Genomic DNA, 19,118 nt, shown 5'->3' with positions numbered 1-19,118 from the left:
CGGTTAAGATATATTTTTTAGATCTTTAGATAGATTTAGTTTAGTTTGATTTCTCTAGGCAAATGCAAGATTTTCGGCATACCGGGCTTTTCGCAAGCGGGCGCGAGTTTTTTGTGTTCTAGGACGCCTGCCGAACGTCGGCGATCGCCAAGCCTCTCATCATCAATTCTATGGAAAAAGTTTTAAATCTCAAATCGACTGACCGAAAGTAATGTGGTCATAAGCCCCCGGATTCATTCCTTCGCAGACTCACGACGGGTCAATCTCAAATCTCAAATCTCAAATCGACTGACTCCCCCTTAATCGGGTAGGGCGCGCCATGCTCCCGCACCACAGCGGTGGGGCAGCGCGTACCCGAAAGACGGGAGTTATTAGCTAAAATAAGGTTAGCAATAATTTTTTTCAGCGCTACGGCTAATCATTCATAGGGGCAATTTGATGCAAGAACAGTTGATGGAAGCGATCGCACCTTACCGCGATCGCGTGGATTATCTGGAAGTTCGCCTCGAACAAAGCGAGTCAACTGCGATTAGTTTTCGCGGCCCTCAGTTAGATGCTGTCAACCGCAGTTTTAGTCTCGCCGGCGGCATCCGGGCCTGTCACAAAGGTGGCTGGAGTTTTGTAACTTTTAACGGTTTAGATGAGTTAAAAGACCGCATTGAAGAAGCTGTAGTGCAGTCTCGTTTGGTTGGCAGCGAAAAAACTATACTAGCAGATGTCACCCCGATTCAAGATTATGTAGCGGTGGAATTGGGCCGCGACCCGCGCTCTATTACTCTAGCCGAAAAGCGGAAATTGCTCGAATCTTACAATCAGTTGCTGTTAGATTATGACCCGCGAATTCAGACGACAATGGCAGGTTACAGCGACAGATTTGGGATTACTTATTTTGTGAATTCTCAAGGTACTTGCATCGCTCAAGAGCGCTTGGACGTGACCGGCCGTTTCGGAGCGATCGCCCGCGGCGAGGGTGGTGTAGTCCGCCAAGGGTTTGAGTCGATTCACTCGCGATCGGATTACGATGTTTTGACAAATATTGAAGATCGTGTTAAGAGTGCGGCCGTTCGAGCTGTGGGCCAACTAGAGGCAAAATCGGTGAAAGGCGGTCAGTATCCGGTGATTTTAGACCCTTATTTGTCGGGGGTGTTTATTCACGAAGCTTTCGGTCATTTGTCGGAAGCAGACGGCATTTACGAAAACCCGAAAATGCAGGAATTGTTGACTTTGGGCAAGCCTGTGGCGATCAAACAATTGAATGTAATAGACGACGCAACTGTGCCGGGATTGCCGGGAACTTTGAAATACGACGACGAAGGCGTGCCGGCTCAGTGCAAGCATTTAATTAAAAATGGAGTTTTAGCGGCTCGGATGCACAATCGCGAGACTGCGGGAAAAATGGGCGAAAGTCCGACGGGAAATGCCCGGGCTCTGAGTGCTACTTTTATGCCTTTGGTGCGGATGACTAATACTGCGATCGAGTCTGGCGAACATTCTTTTGACGAAATGGTTGCGGACATTGACGAAGGAGTTTATGCAGTGCGGATGTTGGGAGGACAAACCAACGGCGAAATGTTTACCTTTGCGGCGGCTCAAGGGTTCATGATTCGCGACGGCAAATTGGCCGAACCGGTCAGCGATGTCACTTTAAGCGGCAATGTATTTCAGACGTTAAAGGATATTGAGTCGATAGGAAACGACTCGGTTTATGCCTACGGCGGTTGTGGTAAAGGCGGTCAGAGCGGTCTACCCGTAAGCGTCGGCGGCCCCCATTTGCGGATTAAAAATGTTGTAGTCGGAGGAAGGTAATCATTAGTCATTAGTTATTAGTTCAAGAGTTACGCAACTGGTTAAGGTGAGGGCGCCCTCACGCCTCACCTTAACCAGTCCGGGACACTGACAAGTTGACAAACCACTCAAAATCTACTATTGAGGGCTTCAGCTAGGTCGTTCGGTGTTTGGGGGACTTCAGAAATTACAGAGAAATTGGGGAAGTGCGATCGGGATTATAGACTTTACCAGACTTTGCTGATTTTTTGTTTAATTCCCCTTAACTCGCCTTCATCTCTATCCGATTATTCTGCCTAATCGGAATCTCAATCACAAATTCTGAACCTCGCTCTGGCTGCGAAAAACATTTCAAATCTCCGCCGTGCTTCTCCACCACAATCTGATAGCTGATCGATAATCCCAAGCCCGTGCCATCACCCAGAGGTTTAGTTGTAAAAAAAGGATTAAACAGCCGATTTATTACATCACTTGTCATCCCCGGGCCATTGTCTTTAAAACTGATTCTTACCCACTCGCGATTCAGCATAGAAGTAGCAATCGTAATCGTCCTAAGCTCGTTTTTAATTTGCTCAGGGCAGAGTTTTTTATCATAGTGATTCAAGGCATAAATGGCATTGCTTAGCAAATTCATAAATACCTGATTCAACTGACAGGCATAACATTCTATTTGTGGCAAATCTCCGTATTCTTTAATAACTTGAATAGACGAAGAATTCGGCTTAGCCTTGAGCTGACTCTGCAAAATTACTAGAGAGCTATCGATTCCCTCATGAATATTAACGGGTTTCATCTCAGCTTCGTCTAGGCGCGAGAAGTTCCGCAACGTCACCACAATCTGACGGATACGTTCTGCCCCCAATTGCATCGAAGACAGCATTTTAGGCATATCCTCTTTGATAAATTCCAGCTCTATTTGCTCAATCAAAGCTTCGATTTCAGGGTATTTATCGGCATCGTGCTGTTGGTAAAGTGTGATTAAACTCAATAGCTGATGAGTGTAATCGGCGACATAAGTTAAGTTGCCATAGATGAAGTTAACAGGATTATTAATTTCGTGGGCAATACCTGCAATTAGTTGTCCTAAGCTCGACATTTTCTCAGTCTGAATAAGCTGAGACTGGGTGCGCTGTAAATTTTGCAGTGCCAGTTCTAGTTGGATGGCTTTTTCTCGCTCTCGCGCTTCGGATTGCCGCAATTTCTCCTCTCTTTCTTGGCGGGAGCGCTCGTTTTCCTTTAGTTGTTGCACATGGGACAATGTTTTGTTAATTGTAATTTCTAAATCCTGAAAATCTATAGGCTTCGTCAAAAAATCAAAGGCCCCACCGTTCATCGCCTTTCTGATATTTCCCAAGTCGCCATAGGCAGATATAACTACTGTTTGGACCAGAGTAACTAGCTCGTTAAGTTTCGCGAGCAAAGCCATACCATCCATCACTGGCATATTAATGTCTGTCAGTACAATATCTATATCCGGCTGTTCTAGCAACTTGGAAAGCGCTTCTACGCCATTATGTGCAAAAAAAACTTGGTATTCTCCTGTGCGGATCTTAGTTCTAAATTTCTGGGAAATTAAACATTCTAAATCTGGCTCGTCATCCACAAATAATATTTTAGCTGGCATCTTGAGAGCCATTTCGGTTGTAGGCGACATTTTTTGAACTCCTAGGGTTCATTAACTTATCCAACGAGTAATTTTTATCTACTTTACGTCCTATTATAGATTATTTCAGGAGTAATGAAAAGGCTGGTTTCTGCAATGGCAAACCGGATGGCTAGAATAGGCTCTGAGTTTGGTAAAAGTCGATGGATTAGCTAAGGTTGAGTGTCGTCCTCGTTTGTCTGATTGGAATTTCAATCCAGAACTCTGTTCCCTGCCCCACCTCTGAAAAACACTTCAATGCGCCCCCATGCTTCTCCTGTACAATTTGGTAGCTGATATAGAGACCCAAACCAGTACCCTCACCTACAGGCTTAGTAGTAAAAAATGGTTCAAAAATACGGTCTTTCACCAGGGCGGTCATTCCCGGCCCATTGTCCAGAATTTGAATGACGACACGGGATTTTTCCTCTAGCAGAAAAGTGCGAATAGTAATGGCCAGCGGGCAAGCGCGGATGTCCTCTAGTGACCGTTGTTTGTTGTACTCCTTCAAAGCATCAATCGCATTAGAAAGGATGTTGATAAACACCTGGTTTACTTCTGCAGCATAGCATTCGACTAAAGGCAGAGCGCTGTAGTCCTCGATCACTTGAATCTCAGGACGCGCTGCCCTTGTGTGAAGTCGATTGTGCAAAATCATCAGGCTGCTTTTTATCCCCTCGTGAATGTCAACAGGCTTTATATGAGCTTCATCCAACCTTGAGAAGTTACGCAAAGACAAAACAATCTTCTGAATGCGGTCAACACCCCCTTTCATCGAAGCCAGAATTGCGGGTAAATCTGCTATCAGAAATTCCAAATCTATGGCTTCGATTTCAGTTTTAATCTCCGAACTGGGAGGAGTGTAATGCTGCTGATAGAGATGCAGCAGGTGGAGTAGGTCTTGGATATAATCACTGACGTGGCTGATATTGCCGTAGATAAAGTTGACGGGGTTATTGATTTCATGGGCAATCCCCGCAACCACTTGACCCAAAGAAGACATTTTTGCAGTCTGAATCAGTTGAGCTTGGGTCTTTTTTAGGTCTTGCATACAGCTCTGTAAATGCTGAGCTTCTTCTCTAGCGCGAGCTTCTGACTCCCGCAAGCGCAGATTTTCTTTTAACTGTTGCACCTCGCGCAGCGTTTTGTTGAGGGTAATTTCTAAATCCTGAAAATCTATCGGCTTGGTTAGAAAGTCAAAAGCACCGAAGTTCATCGCATTTCTTATATTTTTCAGGTCGCCATAGGCTGATATAACTATTGTTTTGAAAGGGAGGTTTATCTGATTAAGTTTAGAGAGTAAAGTCATGCCATCCATTTCAGGCATATTAAGGTCGGTCACTACTATATCTACATCCGGGTATTCTTTCAATTTTTCCAGCGCTTGTACGCCATTGTGGGCAAAAAAAAGCTGCCATTTTTCGGCGCGGATTTTTTTTCTAAATCTCTGGGAAACTAGAGATTCTAAATCGGTTTCATCATCCACAAACATTATTTTTGCTGACATATTAATTTTTTAGTGACTCTTAAAACTTATAAAGACTTAGCGTTCCAGAAGAACCGAAGGAAAATGCAATCGAGCAATTTCAACTCGACTGAGATACTCCTTTTAATTACCAATTACTCATTACGAATTACTAAATATGTTTCCTTGTGAATTTACTCCAAGTTGAGTATTTTATTTTTTAGTGTATCAAAATTAACAGGCTTAGTAATATAGTCATCAGCTCCATAAGCCATTGCGGTTTGGTAATTTTTCTCATCTCCATAAGCCGTAATCATAAAAACTTTTAAATCGGGAAACTTTTCTTTGAGAATCCTGAGCAGTTCTAGCCCATTCATTCCTGGCATATTAATATCCGATAAAATCAATACAATAGACGCTTCATCCTGATTTCCTAAGTAGTTCAAAGCTGCCTCTGCGGACAGACAAAAATGAAATTGAATTTGCCCGGCTTTGATTTCTTTCCTAAATTTCTGCTTGAACAGTGACTGGATATCTTCTTCGTCGTCTACAACCATTACTTTCATTTTTTGAACTCCTTAATTTCTGCTACTTTTTTGGGGCAATATGATTATAAACTCTGTGTAATTTCCAACTTCTGTTTCGACTTTGAGTTCTCCTCGGTGTTGCTGGACGATAACATCCTGACTTATAGACAGACCTAGACCAGTACCTTCGGCTGGTGGTTTTGTAGTAAAAAAGGGATTGAAAATTTTATCGAGTACCTCGGGTTTTATACCTGAGCCATTATCGCGAATGCGGATTTCAATCGCGTCACCAAGATTTCGAGTTCTCACGTCAAGCAGCGGTGAAAATTCTTGTCCGATTTCTTGCTGCTTTTTATAGGCTGCATAGCAAGCATTGCTAATAATGTTAAGAAAAACCCTACCGATATCTTGTGGCACGACCTCTACTTCGCCAATGTCTTTGTCATAGTCGGTTTCTATGGTAATGTTAAAAGCAGCTTCCTTCGCTCGCATCCCGTGATAGGCTAGATTGATATATTCGGCTAATAAACTATTTATATCTGTAGCTTCCCAGTGACCGCTTTGTCCCCTCGAATGCAAAAGCATATTGCCAACGATTTTATCTGCTCTTTGACCGTGTTGATTGATTTTTTTAAGATTAGCTGTGAGATCTGTTAATAGCTCGGCAATATCCTCACTGGTTTCGGGATCTAAACGTTCTGCTTGATTTTCAATTTTTTCAAACAGTTCTTCTGTTAATTCAGCAGAAAGTTCTGAGAAATTGTTGACAAAGTTTAAGGGGTTTCTGATTTCGTGGGCAATCCCTGCGGTTAAACTGCCCAGAGAAGCTAGTTTTTCTTGGACAACAATTTGATTTTGCATAGCTCTGAGATTTGCTTCTATCCGCTGGCGCTCTTCAATCTCATTTTGCAATTGCTGCACAGTATGGGTGAGTTCAGATGTACGCTCCTCGACTTTGATTTCTAGTTCCTCATTAGCTTTTTGCAGTGCTTCTTGAGCTTGCTTGCGATCGGTGATATCGCGCACGATCGCCACATATTCTTGGAGATCCTGATTGGAAAGAGAAGCTTGTTGAGAGAATCGGTTTGAGATGGCAACTTCGAGGATTCGCGAGTTTCCATCGGGTAAGTTGAGGGTTTGTTCGCTGCGACTGAGCCACTGCTCTGGCTGAGCCGCTAATCCGGGTAGTAATTTGTTCAGGTAAGACCCAATTAGCCTTGTAATATCTATTCCGAAGACGCTTTCAGCAGCGGGATTAGTCTGACGAATTACACCTTTTTCATCCAGCACTACAATAGCATCTAGGGCAATGGTAAAAAGCTGTTCTGCTCCCTCTCGTGCCTCGTCCATTAAGACAACCTGGGATATGCTCGTCCAACAGGCAACGGCTACCCCGACAAAGGTGATACTCAAGACTAGCACTACCAAAAGATTAGAGGCAAGAGTTGAGTTAGCCTCTAAGGGAATACCAAACAACCAGCCGACAGTAACGGCGCTACAAATCAGTAAAATCGCGACTACAACCTGAAACGCCACAAAATCTGGTATCAAGCTCTTGCGATCTTGCCGATAACGCTGAATCCACCATTCTGGATGAAACGGTGCAAAGGGAATGCGACGGATAGCCGCATCGACTACGAAAATAACCACAGGAAACAGCAACCCAATCAGCACATCTTCCCGACTCCAAGCTAAGCCTCCAACCAGCAACACCACACCATTTAAAATAAAGAAGCCTAATGCCCACCAAGGCCATCGCACTTCTGGAGATCCTCGCCGCAGCCAGAGTCCGAGATAGAGTGACATCAACATTACGATGAAGGCAACACAACCAATCACCAATAGCCGAGTTATATCTATCCAAAATAAACCGATCAAATTAATTAAAACGCAAAATATCAAGCCCGGTTGCAGAACACCTCGGCGGGAAACGATCGCAAAAACGGGTGCAACATATCCATCTAGAGCGAGTTGGTACAAAATTCGGGGAGAGTTAGAAACCGCAGTGGCGCAAGCTAGAAAACAGCTTGAAGCCAGCAATAGTGTCACGATTAATGAAGCTGACGGGCCCCAAAATGGTACGGCGGCTGCTGATAAATTCTTAAACGAGTCTTCCCCCAGTCCTTCAGCGGTGGCTAAGCGCATTAGTACCCAGGAGTTGGCTAGAAATATCGGCACAATTAGCGCGGCAGCTAAGTTCAGAAACCGCAAAGTTTCACTGGGACGACGGCTGTCGGCGACAAAGGAAGAAGCGGTTTCGCAGGCGCAAGTAGCGTAGATCGCGAAGCATGACCACTTAGCCCAGTCCACAAAGGTTAAGGTTGGCCAACTGCTGGGGAAAAGTCCGGGACTCTCTGGAGATAAAGCTAACCATCCCATTCCTTGAATGCCAAACACCAGTAGAAATCCAATTGCTGGGAACACGAAAAATGCGTGCAGTATTCCTAGAGCGCGAGTGCCGCTAAATGCCACAATATAAGCGATCAGCGTGAATCCAACTATGAGAATTGTTCTGGGACAGGGAATGCCCAAGGGTTCCAGGTTAGCTTGGATGAGATCTGTGATGACGATCGCATTCACTGATGGATATACTACCCAACTCAGAAAGTAACCGAACGCCGCATAGCGACCCAGAGAGGGATAGTTCCTCAGTAGCCTGGTGATATAGTTGGGTGTTCCCCCTGACATCTCTGGCCAATGTTCCCCTAAGCGTTTCACTTGCAGGTTCAGCATTACCCCCAACAGCACCGCGGGCAGCCAGACGAAAATTGCATTTGGGCCCAGAGCCGCGTACATTGGTGGTGCAATTGTTACCCATGCGATATGACCGCTCAGGCCAAAGCCCCAGGTTTCAATAGAACTCAGGCTTCTCTGGAGGCGCATGGGCGATCGCCTACTAAAATTTTCTGTTGGGGAAGGCTGAGTTGGTTCTGAATGGTAGCCGTTTTCCGGCTGGTGTCGGATGTCTGTCGCCATCAATTTTACCTATATATTTTTTGGATATTGCAGTCGCTACCCGATGTTCAGGTTTATATATCTAAACTTGTTTCTGTTAATAATGGTTGCTAGCCTTAAATTTTGGCTAAGCTGCCTTTCCCAGTCAATCATGAAAATCTATCTCAATCCATCTTCAATATTATCTTATTACATTTTATTTCTAACTTCTGAGTGTTGCTAATTTTGTGTTTTTTTAGCCATGCCGTTGATGGCTTCGCCTAACCCGTTGGGTATTTAGGGACTTCAGGCATTACAGAGAAATTGGGTAGGATTTACGCAACTGTCACACCTTTGTGTGCCAGCACCAAAAAACTAGACAATAAATATCGGAACTTCGGCAAGTTTTAGTTGCTCAATTAAATAATTTGATAGCAGCCGTGTTTAATTTGATATATTGTTTGACGAGTTTTATGGGCTAAAATTTTGAGCGCCTACCCCACGCAAGTTCATGGCAAGCAATATGATTTCTGGGAATTATAGCTTGACGGCACTGGCAATATTCTCTCCCCTTAGGTGCTTGATTTCCCTAGGAAATTGCTCAATTTTCCAAGGAATAGCACACATATGAGTGTACGTTATTCGTGCTGGATTGAGTTTGGTTGTTAGTCGCGACTGTCCACTTGTCAGTGCCCCAGACTGCTTAAAGTGATGGGTGAGGCGGTGATCACTCCCTCACCATGTGCCAATTGCGTAACTCCTGTAGTTAATTAGTAGAGTGGGCCTCGGCGCACCTTACTACTAAAGATAGTGTCAAAATAGAAGAAATGCAGCGTAAGTCTTGTTCTTCCCTGTTGCTTCTTCGTTCTGACTTCAGAACTTACGCAAAAAATGAATGGTTCAATCCGCTATTGGTACAGACTCTTTGGGCTGAGGCGCACCCTAAAGATAGAGTTTGTGCGTGCAGGAGTGTTCCCTCTTCCTTCTTTCTTCTTCCTTCTCAATAAAAAATCCCGGTTTCTTCAAGAAACCGGGGTTTTTCCTACCAACTAAGAGAGGAGTCAAAAGTTCACAGGTAGCGGTTGCCGGAATTCTGCATTTCTCGCACAACCCTCTAAACCAAACTACGGCAAATTCTAGTTGCAGCTTCTTTAAAGCTGTCTCATTTCCTCTTCCAGCACCCGAACCAAATCTTGGTTCCCACTGGATCTCGCTACTTCTATGCGGTGCATCAGTTGCTTGTGAATGTTAGCGCGGTGGGTTTCAGCTACTTTTTTTACGTTTTGACGATTTGTGTTCATGGTGGACGTTCCTTATATTAAATTTGGTGTACCTGCTACTTCTCTAATATAGCGCTAAATTTCAAAAAGTATCTAAATTTACAAAAAATTTACAGTTGTTGACCGATCGACCAAACTCCTGTATAAGATTGGCCATAAGTCAATAGCGATATCTTGACAATAAAAAAAAAGGCAGAACGCTAGAGCTGCAGAAGGCAGAAAGCTAGAGCTGCAGAAGGCAGAAGTAGAAATTCTCCCCATCTCACAACATTTACTCAAAGGGTAAGGTACTTATGACGTACCCAACATTTACTCAAAACTCAAAACTTCCTCCAGCGCCTCTACCAACTGCTGAAGGTGTGCGAGCTCGTGAGTTGCCATCAGCGAAATCCGAATTCGACTGACGCTTACAGTCGGAGGCCGAATCGCCGGAGCAAAAATACCCATCTCCTTGAGTTTGCTGCCGACTGTTAAAGCGGAGGCTGCATTTTTTAACGGAAGACTGAAAATAGGGGAGAGGGAATTACTAATTGGTAATTGGTGATTGGTAATCGCGCAATATTTGAAAGTTTCGATATTTTGTCGCAACCGAACTCGGCGTTCTGGTTCTTGGTGTACAATCCTCACAGCTTCCAAAGCAGCCGCCGCGTCAGCAGGCGTCAATGCTGTAGTATAAATCCAACTCGGAGCTCGATTACGCAGAAAATCAATTAAAGCAGCAGAGCCCGCAACGTAACCACCTAAACTTCCCAAAGCTTTGCTGAGTGTCCCCACTTGAATCAGCGGTGTTCCCGTACACCCGAAATGTTCTGCACAACCTGCACCGCTAGCACCGAAAACTCCTGTAGCGTGAGCTTCATCTACTAATACCATGCAGTTAAAGGTTTCGGCCACAGCCAACAACTGCGGTAGCGGACACAAGTCCCCATCCATGCTAAAGACGCTATCGGTAATAATTAAACACTTGCGGTATCTTGCGCGATTTTTCTCTAACTTTGCCGTTAAATCCTCAAGATTGCAGTGACTGTACTCTAGGGCAGTTGCACCACTGAGTATAGCTCCGTTTTTCAGGCTCGAATGGTTGTACTTGTCAGATAATATCAAATCGCGCTTGCCGACAACGGATGCGATCGCCCCTAGATTCGCCAAATATCCCGAACTGAATACTAAAGCATCTTCAGTTTGTTTTAAATTAGCAATAGCTTGTTCTAGCTGTCGGTGCAAATCGCGGTGTCCGCTAACCAACCTTGAACCTGTCGCACCCGTACCAAATTCCTTAGTTGCAGCCATAGCAGCTTGAATTAACCTGTCATGGCCCGCAAGCCCGAGATAATCGTTGCTGGCAAAGTTAATCAGCCGACGGCCTGCTAATTTTACCACCGCCCCGGGGGAACTTTCGATCGATTCTGGCGATCGATACCAATCGGCACGGCGAACTGTGTCCAGGGCCTTCTCTATCCAAGCGTAAGGGTCTGCGTTCATATTGGAAAGCGATCGGGTAATACGTTATATTAGCTGGTGATCAGTTCCTCCCTATCACAGAAGCATATGCCACTCACTAAAAAATACAGATTAGTCACCCGCAGCGATTTTGACGGTCTTGTCTGTGCCGTTTTGCTCAAAGAACTCGATATGATCGACGAGATTAAATTCGTGCATCCTAAAGATATGCAGGATGGGAAAATCGAAATAACAAATAACGATATTAGCACCAATTTACCCTATGTTGATGGAGTTCATCTAGCTTTCGATCACCATTTCAGCGAAACTCTTAGACACGAGAAAATCAAAATTAACCACATCATCGATCCCTATGCAGCTTCAGCAGCGAGGGTACTGTACAAATATTATGGAGGTCAAGCAAAGTTTCCTGATATTTCTGAGGCTATGATGGCTGCCGTTGACAAATCAGATTCCGCTCAATTTGCCAAAGAAGAGGTTCTGCACCCGCAAGAATGGGTGCTGTTAAATTTCATAATGGATGCCAGAACGGGGTTGGGAAGGTTTAAAGAATTTACCGTTTCCAATTATCAGTTAATGATGCAGTTAATCGATTACTGCAAAAATCATACCATTGATGAAATATTGCAGCTTCCTGATGTAAAAGAAAGAGTAGACCTCTACTTCGAGCAAGAAGAAAAATTTAAAGAGCAAATACAGCGATGCGCCAAAGTTTATAATAATTTAGTTGTTTTGGATTTGCGTAACGAAGAGGTGATTTATGCGGGGAATCGTTTTGTAATTTATGCTTTATTTCCTCACTGCAATATATCAATTCACGTACTTTGGGGACTGAAACAACAAAATACTGTTCTCGCAGTTGGCAAGTCAATCTTTAACAAAACTTCTCAAACTAATATTGGGGAGTTAATGTTAAGATATGGCGGCGGTGGGCACCAGAATGCCGGAACTTGTCAGATTGAGAACGACAAAGCTAGTCAAGTTTTGAAAGAGTTAATTGCCCAGATAGAAGAAAATGGTTAAATTGGCTTTATCTTTTTTGCAGTCAGGACTTTAGTCTTTGATTATTTATTTTAATTTTCAGCACTAAAGTCCTTACTACAAAGGGGGATTTTTAGGGCTGAAGTCCTTACTGCAAACGAGAGTTTAGTCCTCAAGATTTTGAGCGGGCTGGTTCTGAACATTGAGATTTTCTGAACTGTTGCCTTTGACTGGTGGCAAATGGTCTACCAAACCCATATCAAAAGCGATATCCGGCAACTCATCAGCGTTATATTTTCCTGGCTCAAACAATCGCCCGGGAGTAAAACAAGGCTGTTTCAATCGTACCACTTCCCCGGGCGAAAACATTCCCCTAAACATTTTGCGTTCGAGTCCCATAATTTCGGCTCCTAAAACAACTTTCGCATTAATCTTAACAATTTTTGAGCGGCAGCTTCCCAATTAAATAAATCCGCCGTCTCTCTAGCTTTTTGAGCTACGTGAAAACGCATCGGGTCTTCAACAATTTTTCGCAACTGTTCGCGAACAGACTGAACATTTGGTTCTGCCCAATGAGGAGCATTTCTGATTTCTAGATACTGAGTATCGTAACACTTTCCTACGGGAATTAGATCGTAAGCAATGGGATAGCAGTTATGAGGATTGGCGTACTCAGTCGGGCCGCCGTACATAGTCATAGCAACGGGCAAACCTGCTGCAAAGGCATCCAAAATTTTAATCGCAAAACCCTCGCCGCGAAACGGAGCTAAAAAAGCATCGGCTGACAAGTATAAATCAGCTAGTTCTGCTTTATTACAAAATTTAGGGATTATCAGAATTTTGGCCTTTAACTTGCCGAGCTGCTTTTCGATATGGGCGAGATGTTTCACTATAACATCTGAATTTTTGCCTCCATCTTTGATTATTAACTCTATGTTAGAATCATACTTAAACTCTTCCCAAAAAGCTTGAATGGCGAGATCCGTTCCAAATCTATACAAATCAAAAGAATTGGTCATGTGCAGAATATGTTTTACATCTTTTTGGTTTTGTTGCGGTCGGGGCAAATAGAGTTGCGAGATTAAAGGATTGAAACCTAGAGGCATGACTGAGACGTTGGCCGCCGGACATCCAGCTTTTATTAAAACGTTTTTAGAATATTGACTGACGGCTAGTTTGTGGGATGAAGTGTTAACAGCATCGTAAATCCAGTAATCATAATCATCATTGTTTTTGGCGAATTCGTAATTGATAGCAAAAAGTTCTAAGTTTAGATGTCCGTTGAGTTCTTTGAAAAAATAAGGTTTCCAATAATGAGACCATTTGATCTGAAATAAATCTGAGGGTGTGGTGTTCATCCACTTCTCTAGCAGGTCGTTTTCTTCTGCTGTGGAATGGCGGCTGAGATGAGAGGCTATTGTTGAAGGTTCGACCGAAATAGGAATGCCCATTTGGTGTAAAGTTTTCGCCAGGGATAGGGTAATGTCGGTGAAGGAGTTAAAGTGTTGAAAGGCAACGTTAAAGTGAACCATATTTATTGGTTATTAGTGCAGGGTGATCGCATCTAATTTGGTATAAATTGTACTTGACAAATGACAGAAAATGCACCCGCCAGAGGCAGGGCTGCGGTGGAGACGCGATCGGCGATCAACAAACAGTTAAACTGGGAATGGACTCCCGGCAGGTATCCCTCACTGAGGCAGATGGAAAAAAACTGCCGTGAAATCTACCGGCAACGGAACATTGTTGAACGTGCTATCCACCGACTCAAGCAATGGAGTCCGATCGCTATTCGAGATGATAAGCTGGATACCAATTATACAGCCCTGATTACGATCGCCTGCATTTGGTTGTGGTTATAGTTTGAAAACACGCCCTAGGCAAGAACACGTGATGGAGATAAATCAACTAGGTGGAACCCCAGCGAGCGTGCTTAGCTGGCTATCAGCATCACACTCAATTTTCATTCCTTAGTTTAGGAGCTGCACTTGAATTATGCTGTCAAATGTTTTAAAAATTTTCCTCACCATTCTACCTTAATTAAGATGCGATTCCGGTGTAACATCTTTGAGTAAATTTTTTTATTCTTTCTATTCTGGGGTAGTTCAAATTGGTCAAATATTCTAAAAAACTGGGATTTAATATATTCACCACAGGCAAGGAATCTGTTTGTTTTGGTTGGTGTTTAAAGTTTGAGTAAAACCTTTTGCCATTGATAGCACCCATAAACTACAATAACTACCTTGAAATTTATTCGCATTTAACTGTAGCATATTTTGGGTTCAAATTAAGATGCGTTTACCCTGGAGCAGAAAGCCAGGATTAGGCAGCAGTTAAATCTGTCTGCCTATCCTACTTGACTTTTGTGATATTTTCGTAAGTTGTCACCAATGGGAAGACCCTGGTAATGAAGATTTGGAGGCTCTGCCTCCAAATTGTTTTCTCCTTTTAATCGAGGATTTACCTCCTCCAAAAGTCTGCCCAGGCAGAGCCTGGGGACGATTGAAATAGTCATTGGTTATGCGTTAATTGCTACTAACTAATAACTAATAACTAATAACTAATTAGCTCTTTTTTACAGCTTCTGGAACACTGCAAACATCGGCAGATACATCGACAGCAAAATCGAACCTACGATAGCACCGACGACAACAATCATCAGAGGTTCTAGCATACTGGTAAGTCCTTTTACTGCTTCTTCGACTTCCGTTTCGTAGAAAGCGCCAACTTTCATTAGCATCTTGTCAAGTTCCCCGGTCTCCTCGCCAATTGCCATCATTTGAATGGCCAAAGACGGAAAAACAGCTTGTTCTTGCAAAGCAATACTGATCATGCCGCCGCTTTGAATTTCCTGTCTCGCATATTCGATCGCATTAGATATCGCCTGATTCCCCGCCACATCTCGCACAATTTCCAAAGAATTGAGAATCGGCACGCCCGATCGCGTCAGCGACCCAAATATCACGCAAAACCGAGCCACCGCAGATTTTTCGATCAAATCTCCAAAAATCGGCAACTTCATCGCAATCCTATCAATTTGTAGGCGACCTATTGGAGTTTTGTAGTACATATCGAAGGCAATTTTGAGTGCTATAATTACCCCAATAACTGTTATCTGTTGGATCGGAGGCCAAGCGGTACAAAATGCACTAATTGCCAACATAAACACCGTAAAAGCTGGCAAATCTGCACCAATATCCTTAAATATTTTAGCGAAAGTTGGTAGCAAGAATATGGTCATTGCGAAAAAAATCACGATCGCAATAAAGAACACAGTCTTCGGATAAGACATCGCCGAATTAATTTCAGCCTCCGTCTTGTGATTTTTTTCCATCATCACCGCCAGACGGTCTAGGGTTTCATCTAGCACCCCCCCGACTTCTCCCGCCGCCACCATACTGATAAACAGTTGGTCAAAAACATCAGGAAACTTAGCCATCGCCTCTGCTAAGTTTATCCCCTCCTGCACATCAGCATTCATGCTTCTGAGCGCTCGCTTCAGTTTAGCATTAGAACACTGCTCGTGCAGCACGGAAAGGCATCTCACGATCGCCACCCCTGCATTAAACATAGCCGCAAACTGACGAGCAAAAATAGCCATATCCTTAACAGTAAGACTGGTAAGGTTATACTCGATTTGCTCCTGAATTTTACTGAAATCAAAGCCACCTTTCGGTTTTTCGCGGATAACGTTGGTAGCCACAGCTCACCTCTGAAAATTTATTAAAATTTATGACTCATCAGTCATTAATTCAGTCGGCAGACTTCTGACTAATGACTGCTGACTGAACTAATGAGCTTTTACCGGGGCGCCACCAACAGGTGCCGGGCCGATCAAGCGTTCGAGTTCGTCAGCCTTAGAAGCCTTGCCCATTGCCGCTTCCCAAGTGACTTTACCGCTCTTGTAAAGTTCAGCGAGAGCCATTTCCATCGTCCTCATGCCCAATTTCGCCCCCATTTGGATTTGGGAGTAAATCATTGGAGTTTTGCCCTCCCGGATCAAGTTAGCCATAGCTGGAGTATTCACCATGATTTCCATAGCGCAGCAGCGGCCGCCCCCAACTTTCACAACCAAATTTTGGCTGCAAATTCCCACCAAAGAGTTAGACACCTGGGCGCGAACCTGGGGTTGTTGAATGGGCGGGAACACGTCCAAAATCCGATCAATCGTTGCACCCGCAGAATTAGTGTGCAACGTTCCCATCACCATGTGACCCGTTTCTGCCGCCGAAATTGCCAGACCGATGGTTTCCAAGTCCCGCATTTCCCCCACCAGAATCACATCTGGATCTTCGCGCAAAGCTGCTCTGAGCGCATTAGCAAAGCTCTTAGTATCTTCGCCCTTTTGGCGCTGGTGAAACAAACTCTTGATATTAGGAAACACGTATTCGATTGGGTCTTCAACTGTTAGAATATGTTCCGCCCGCGTCCGGTTGATCAGATCCAACAAAGCCGCCATCGTAGTTGTTTTCCCAGAACCCGTTTGTCCCGTCACCAACAGCATACCCCTGGGTCTTTCCGTCAGATCCCGCAAAATCTGCGGCACGCCTAAAGCATCTGCGTTAGGAATCTTAGAAGCCAGAGCCCGCATACAAGCAGCCCAAGCACCCCGCTCGCGGTAGACATTGACACGGAACCGAGCCAATCCCCGAACGCCGTAAGCGCAGTCGAGTTCCCACTCCATTTCCAACTGCTTGCGCTGCATATTGTTGAGCATTTGGAAAATTAGGATCTGCACTTCCTCAGCAGACAGAATGTCGCCGTATTGAGTCTGAGGAGTTAGTTTCCCGCTGACTCGGAAGAATATAGGCGCGCCCGCTTGGATGTGTATGTCCGAACCCCCTTGCTCTACCAGGGACTCCAGTACGTCTTCAATCATCAGACCCATAGATACCTCTCCTCGATCAAATTGATAGTTATTGACCAATCTAGCTCAGTTAAGAGTCAACAGTTAATAGTCAACTGTTAACTGCTGAATCAATCCAAAAAGCGTGGCGTCAAGCAGTACGGACAATCCAGCATCTCCGGCTTCAATTCCGCCTGACAAGTTTTGCAGGTAAGTCCCTGCTTGCGTTTGGCTTTCATTTCAGCCTCCAGGCCAGAGTCTGTAAACGTCACACGCTCGACTTCTTCAAAGGTAGTCGCGCCTTCCCGCACCAATTGCAAGCTGTAAGCCAACAGCGTTTTCATCCCTTCTTCTACTGCTGCTTCCTTAATTTGCTCTGTGGGAGCTCCTTGAGTGATCAGAGTTTGAAGCCGCTCAGTATTTTTCAGGAACTCGTAAACCCCTACCCGTCCTTTGTAGCCTAGGCCGCCACACTTCCGACAAAGTTGCTCGCGTTCTGCCAGTTCCTTCCTTTCCTCCACCGGTATGGTGTTGGCTTTGTAAATAGTCAGATCAATTTCTTGAGAAGCCGACAGACCGTACTTGCCGAGTTCTGCGGCAGTAGGCTGGTAAGGAATGCAGCATTTGTCGCAAACGCGCCGCATCAGACGCTGAGCCAACACGCCCAACAGAGCGGCCGAAACCATGAACGGTTCTACGCCCATTTCGGCCAAACGCGCGACCGCTCCGGCCGCGTCGTTGGTGTGCAGCGTCGTCAGCACCAAGTGTCCAGTCAAAGCAGCTTCCAGAGCCGTTTTGGCCGTTTCCTTGTCCCGCGTTTCCCCCACCAGCATCACGTCAGGGTCTTGCCGCAAAAATGCCCGCAGAATGTTGGAAAAAGTCAAGTCTTTTTCCCGAATTACTTGACATTGGGTAATTCCTGGCAAAGCATATTCGATCGGGTCTTCCGCCGTACTGATATTGACCCCCGGATCGTTCCGTTCTGCCAGAATCGAGTACAGAGTAGTTGACTTGCCCGAACCCGTCGGCCCCGTCACCAAAATCAGTCCGAACGGACGGCTAGCACTCTCTCGCACTAAAGCCAGAGTTTCTTCGTCGGAGATTAACAAACCCAAACCCAACTGAGTGCTGGAACTGTCCAAAATCCGCAGCACGATTTTTTCGCCGTACCGGGAAGGCAAGCTGTTCACCCGGAAATCCACCGTGCGTCCCTCAAATACCCGGCGGATGCGGCCGTCTTGAGCTTGTCGGCGTTCGGCAATATCCAGGTTGGCAATAATCTTGAAACGAGCCGTAATCGATGCGACTACCTGCTTGGGAAACCGGAAATACTCTTGCAGCACCCCGTCTTTCCGCATCCGAATCCGCATGAACTCTTCTTGAGGTTCTACGTGGATGTCAGACACCTTTTCCGACAAAGCTTTAGCCAAAATGATATTGACTGCCTTAATTACGGGAGCCGCCTCAGCATCGTCCAATGTGTTAGCGAGGTCTTCTTGGTCGCTACTCTCCTCTTCTAGCGAGAGCTCGCCAAAATCTCCCTCCCCTAAATCCATCTTTCTCTGCTTTTCGATTTCAGCTTTTTTAGCTTCCCTCTTAACTTGTTCGTCTTGATAGGCAGAAGTTATGTCCTGATAGTCGTCTGGCGTAATCACCCGTCGCTGCAAAGCCAAGCCGTGAGGCTGTAAAATCCGCCGCAAATCTTCTATGGCGTTGAGGTTGTCGGGATCTACCATTGCCACTAAAACTGCCGCCGGCTCAGTTTCAGTCTTCGCTACGGGTAAAAACCGACCTTGGTGACAAATGTCGATCGAAATCTTCAACGCATCGAGCATAAGTCCCAGTTGCTCGTTAGACATTTCGCTCATCTCCGGGTCAAATGCTTCAACGCCGTAGACTATCTTCCGTTCAAACATCTGCTGCTTCTTGTAAAGTCGCAGCAATTCTGGGGGTAACGGCTGCCCGGTAAGTGCTTCTAATACCTCCGTCAAACGCTTGCCCGACTTCTGGCTTTCAATTTGAGCTTGCTTCACTTGCTCGCCGTTGACGTAACCCGACAGAATCATCTTGGTGAGAGCCGGAGGAAATTGGCTCACAGAAACTAGGGATGTGGAGCGAAGCGGGGATGTGCTAGTCATAAAAAACACTCAATAGGTGGGAAACTCAGTCACAAAGAGTGCTGAGAGGAAAACCAAGG

General features: G+C 44.9%; 14 protein-coding genes. 3 read left to right on the top strand and 11 right to left on the bottom strand.

Annotation, left to right across the window (positions count from 1 at the left end):
• The first annotated feature begins 438 nt into the window (after nucleotides 1–438).
• A complete protein-coding gene (locus QUA77_RS12135; protein ID WP_333450284.1) occupies nucleotides 439–1,806 on the top strand; it encodes a TldD/PmbA family protein in 1,368 nt (455 codons plus the stop codon).
• Between the two features lie 241 nt (nucleotides 1,807–2,047).
• Here the strand turns inward: QUA77_RS12135 and QUA77_RS12130 are convergent, their stop codons facing one another.
• The 6 genes from QUA77_RS12130 to bioF all read right to left on the bottom strand — a co-directional run bounded on the left by QUA77_RS12130 (nucleotide 2,048) and on the right by bioF (nucleotide 11,115).
• Nucleotides 2,048–3,439, bottom strand: a complete 1,392-nt coding sequence (locus tag QUA77_RS12130; RefSeq protein WP_333450283.1) for an ATP-binding protein — start codon at nucleotides 3,437–3,439, stop codon at nucleotides 2,048–2,050.
• A gap of 157 nt (nucleotides 3,440–3,596) precedes the next feature.
• Nucleotides 3,597–4,934 (bottom strand): response regulator, encoded by a 1,338-nt coding sequence (locus QUA77_RS12125; RefSeq protein ID WP_333041606.1) that lies wholly within the window; start codon nucleotides 4,932–4,934, stop codon nucleotides 3,597–3,599.
• Nucleotides 4,935–5,086: 152 nt separating this feature from the next.
• Nucleotides 5,087–5,458 (bottom strand): response regulator, encoded by a 372-nt coding sequence (locus QUA77_RS12120; RefSeq protein WP_333041608.1) that lies wholly within the window; start codon nucleotides 5,456–5,458, stop codon nucleotides 5,087–5,089.
• Nucleotides 5,459–5,470: 12 nt separating this feature from the next.
• Nucleotides 5,471–8,395 carry an ATP-binding protein gene (locus QUA77_RS12115; protein ID WP_333450282.1) on the bottom strand — a complete coding sequence of 975 codons (2,925 nt, stop codon included), beginning with the start codon at nucleotides 8,393–8,395 and terminating at the stop codon, nucleotides 5,471–5,473.
• A gap of 1,109 nt (nucleotides 8,396–9,504) precedes the next feature.
• Nucleotides 9,505–9,654 carry an arginine synthesis PII-interacting regulator PirA gene (pirA, locus tag QUA77_RS12110; RefSeq protein WP_172185012.1) on the bottom strand — a complete coding sequence of 50 codons (150 nt, stop codon included), beginning with the start codon at nucleotides 9,652–9,654 and terminating at the stop codon, nucleotides 9,505–9,507.
• 288 nt (nucleotides 9,655–9,942) lie between these two features.
• Nucleotides 9,943–11,115, bottom strand: a complete 1,173-nt coding sequence (bioF, locus tag QUA77_RS12105) for an 8-amino-7-oxononanoate synthase (RefSeq protein WP_333450281.1) — start codon at nucleotides 11,113–11,115, stop codon at nucleotides 9,943–9,945.
• 66 nt (nucleotides 11,116–11,181) lie between these two features.
• Here bioF and QUA77_RS12100 point away from each other — a divergent pair, with 66 nt between their 5' ends.
• A complete protein-coding gene (locus QUA77_RS12100; protein WP_333450280.1) occupies nucleotides 11,182–12,117 on the top strand; it encodes an exopolyphosphatase in 936 nt (311 codons plus the stop codon).
• Between the two features lie 123 nt (nucleotides 12,118–12,240).
• Here the strand turns inward: QUA77_RS12100 and QUA77_RS12095 are convergent, their stop codons facing one another.
• Together QUA77_RS12095 and QUA77_RS12090 are read right to left on the bottom strand one after the other, a co-directional pair.
• Nucleotides 12,241–12,474, bottom strand: coding sequence for a hypothetical protein (locus tag QUA77_RS12095; RefSeq protein ID WP_333043063.1), 234 nt, complete (start codon nucleotides 12,472–12,474; stop codon nucleotides 12,241–12,243).
• A gap of 11 nt (nucleotides 12,475–12,485) precedes the next feature.
• A complete protein-coding gene (locus QUA77_RS12090) occupies nucleotides 12,486–13,607 on the bottom strand; it encodes a glycosyltransferase family 4 protein (RefSeq protein ID WP_333450279.1) in 1,122 nt (373 codons plus the stop codon).
• Nucleotides 13,608–13,667: 60 nt separating this feature from the next.
• Between QUA77_RS12090 and QUA77_RS12085 the strand changes: the two genes are divergently transcribed.
• Nucleotides 13,668–13,937 (top strand): transposase, encoded by a 270-nt coding sequence (locus QUA77_RS12085; protein ID WP_333450278.1) that lies wholly within the window; start codon nucleotides 13,668–13,670, stop codon nucleotides 13,935–13,937.
• 713 nt (nucleotides 13,938–14,650) lie between these two features.
• On the opposite strand, the gene QUA77_RS12080 is transcribed toward QUA77_RS12085, so the two are convergent.
• The 3 genes from QUA77_RS12080 to QUA77_RS12070 all read right to left on the bottom strand — a co-directional run bounded on the left by QUA77_RS12080 (nucleotide 14,651) and on the right by QUA77_RS12070 (nucleotide 19,059).
• Complete coding sequence (locus QUA77_RS12080) at nucleotides 14,651–15,778, bottom strand: type II secretion system F family protein (RefSeq protein ID WP_333342058.1); 1,128 nt, start codon at nucleotides 15,776–15,778, stop codon at nucleotides 14,651–14,653.
• An 87-nt stretch (nucleotides 15,779–15,865) separates the two neighbouring features.
• Nucleotides 15,866–16,963 carry a type IV pilus twitching motility protein PilT gene (locus tag QUA77_RS12075; protein ID WP_333042216.1) on the bottom strand — a complete coding sequence of 366 codons (1,098 nt, stop codon included), beginning with the start codon at nucleotides 16,961–16,963 and terminating at the stop codon, nucleotides 15,866–15,868.
• An 89-nt stretch (nucleotides 16,964–17,052) separates the two neighbouring features.
• On the bottom strand, nucleotides 17,053–19,059 hold the full coding sequence (locus tag QUA77_RS12070) for a GspE/PulE family protein (RefSeq protein ID WP_333450277.1): 2,007 nt from the start codon (nucleotides 19,057–19,059) through the stop codon (nucleotides 17,053–17,055).
• Between the last annotated feature and the right edge of the window lie 59 nt (nucleotides 19,060–19,118).

It is taken from the genome of Microcoleus sp. K5-D4 (assembly GCF_036704575.1).
Classification (GTDB): domain Bacteria; phylum Cyanobacteriota; class Cyanobacteriia; order Cyanobacteriales; family Microcoleaceae; genus Microcoleus.
The sequence above is the reverse complement of the archived record's forward strand: the minus strand, read 5'-3'. Positions and strand labels throughout refer to the sequence as shown.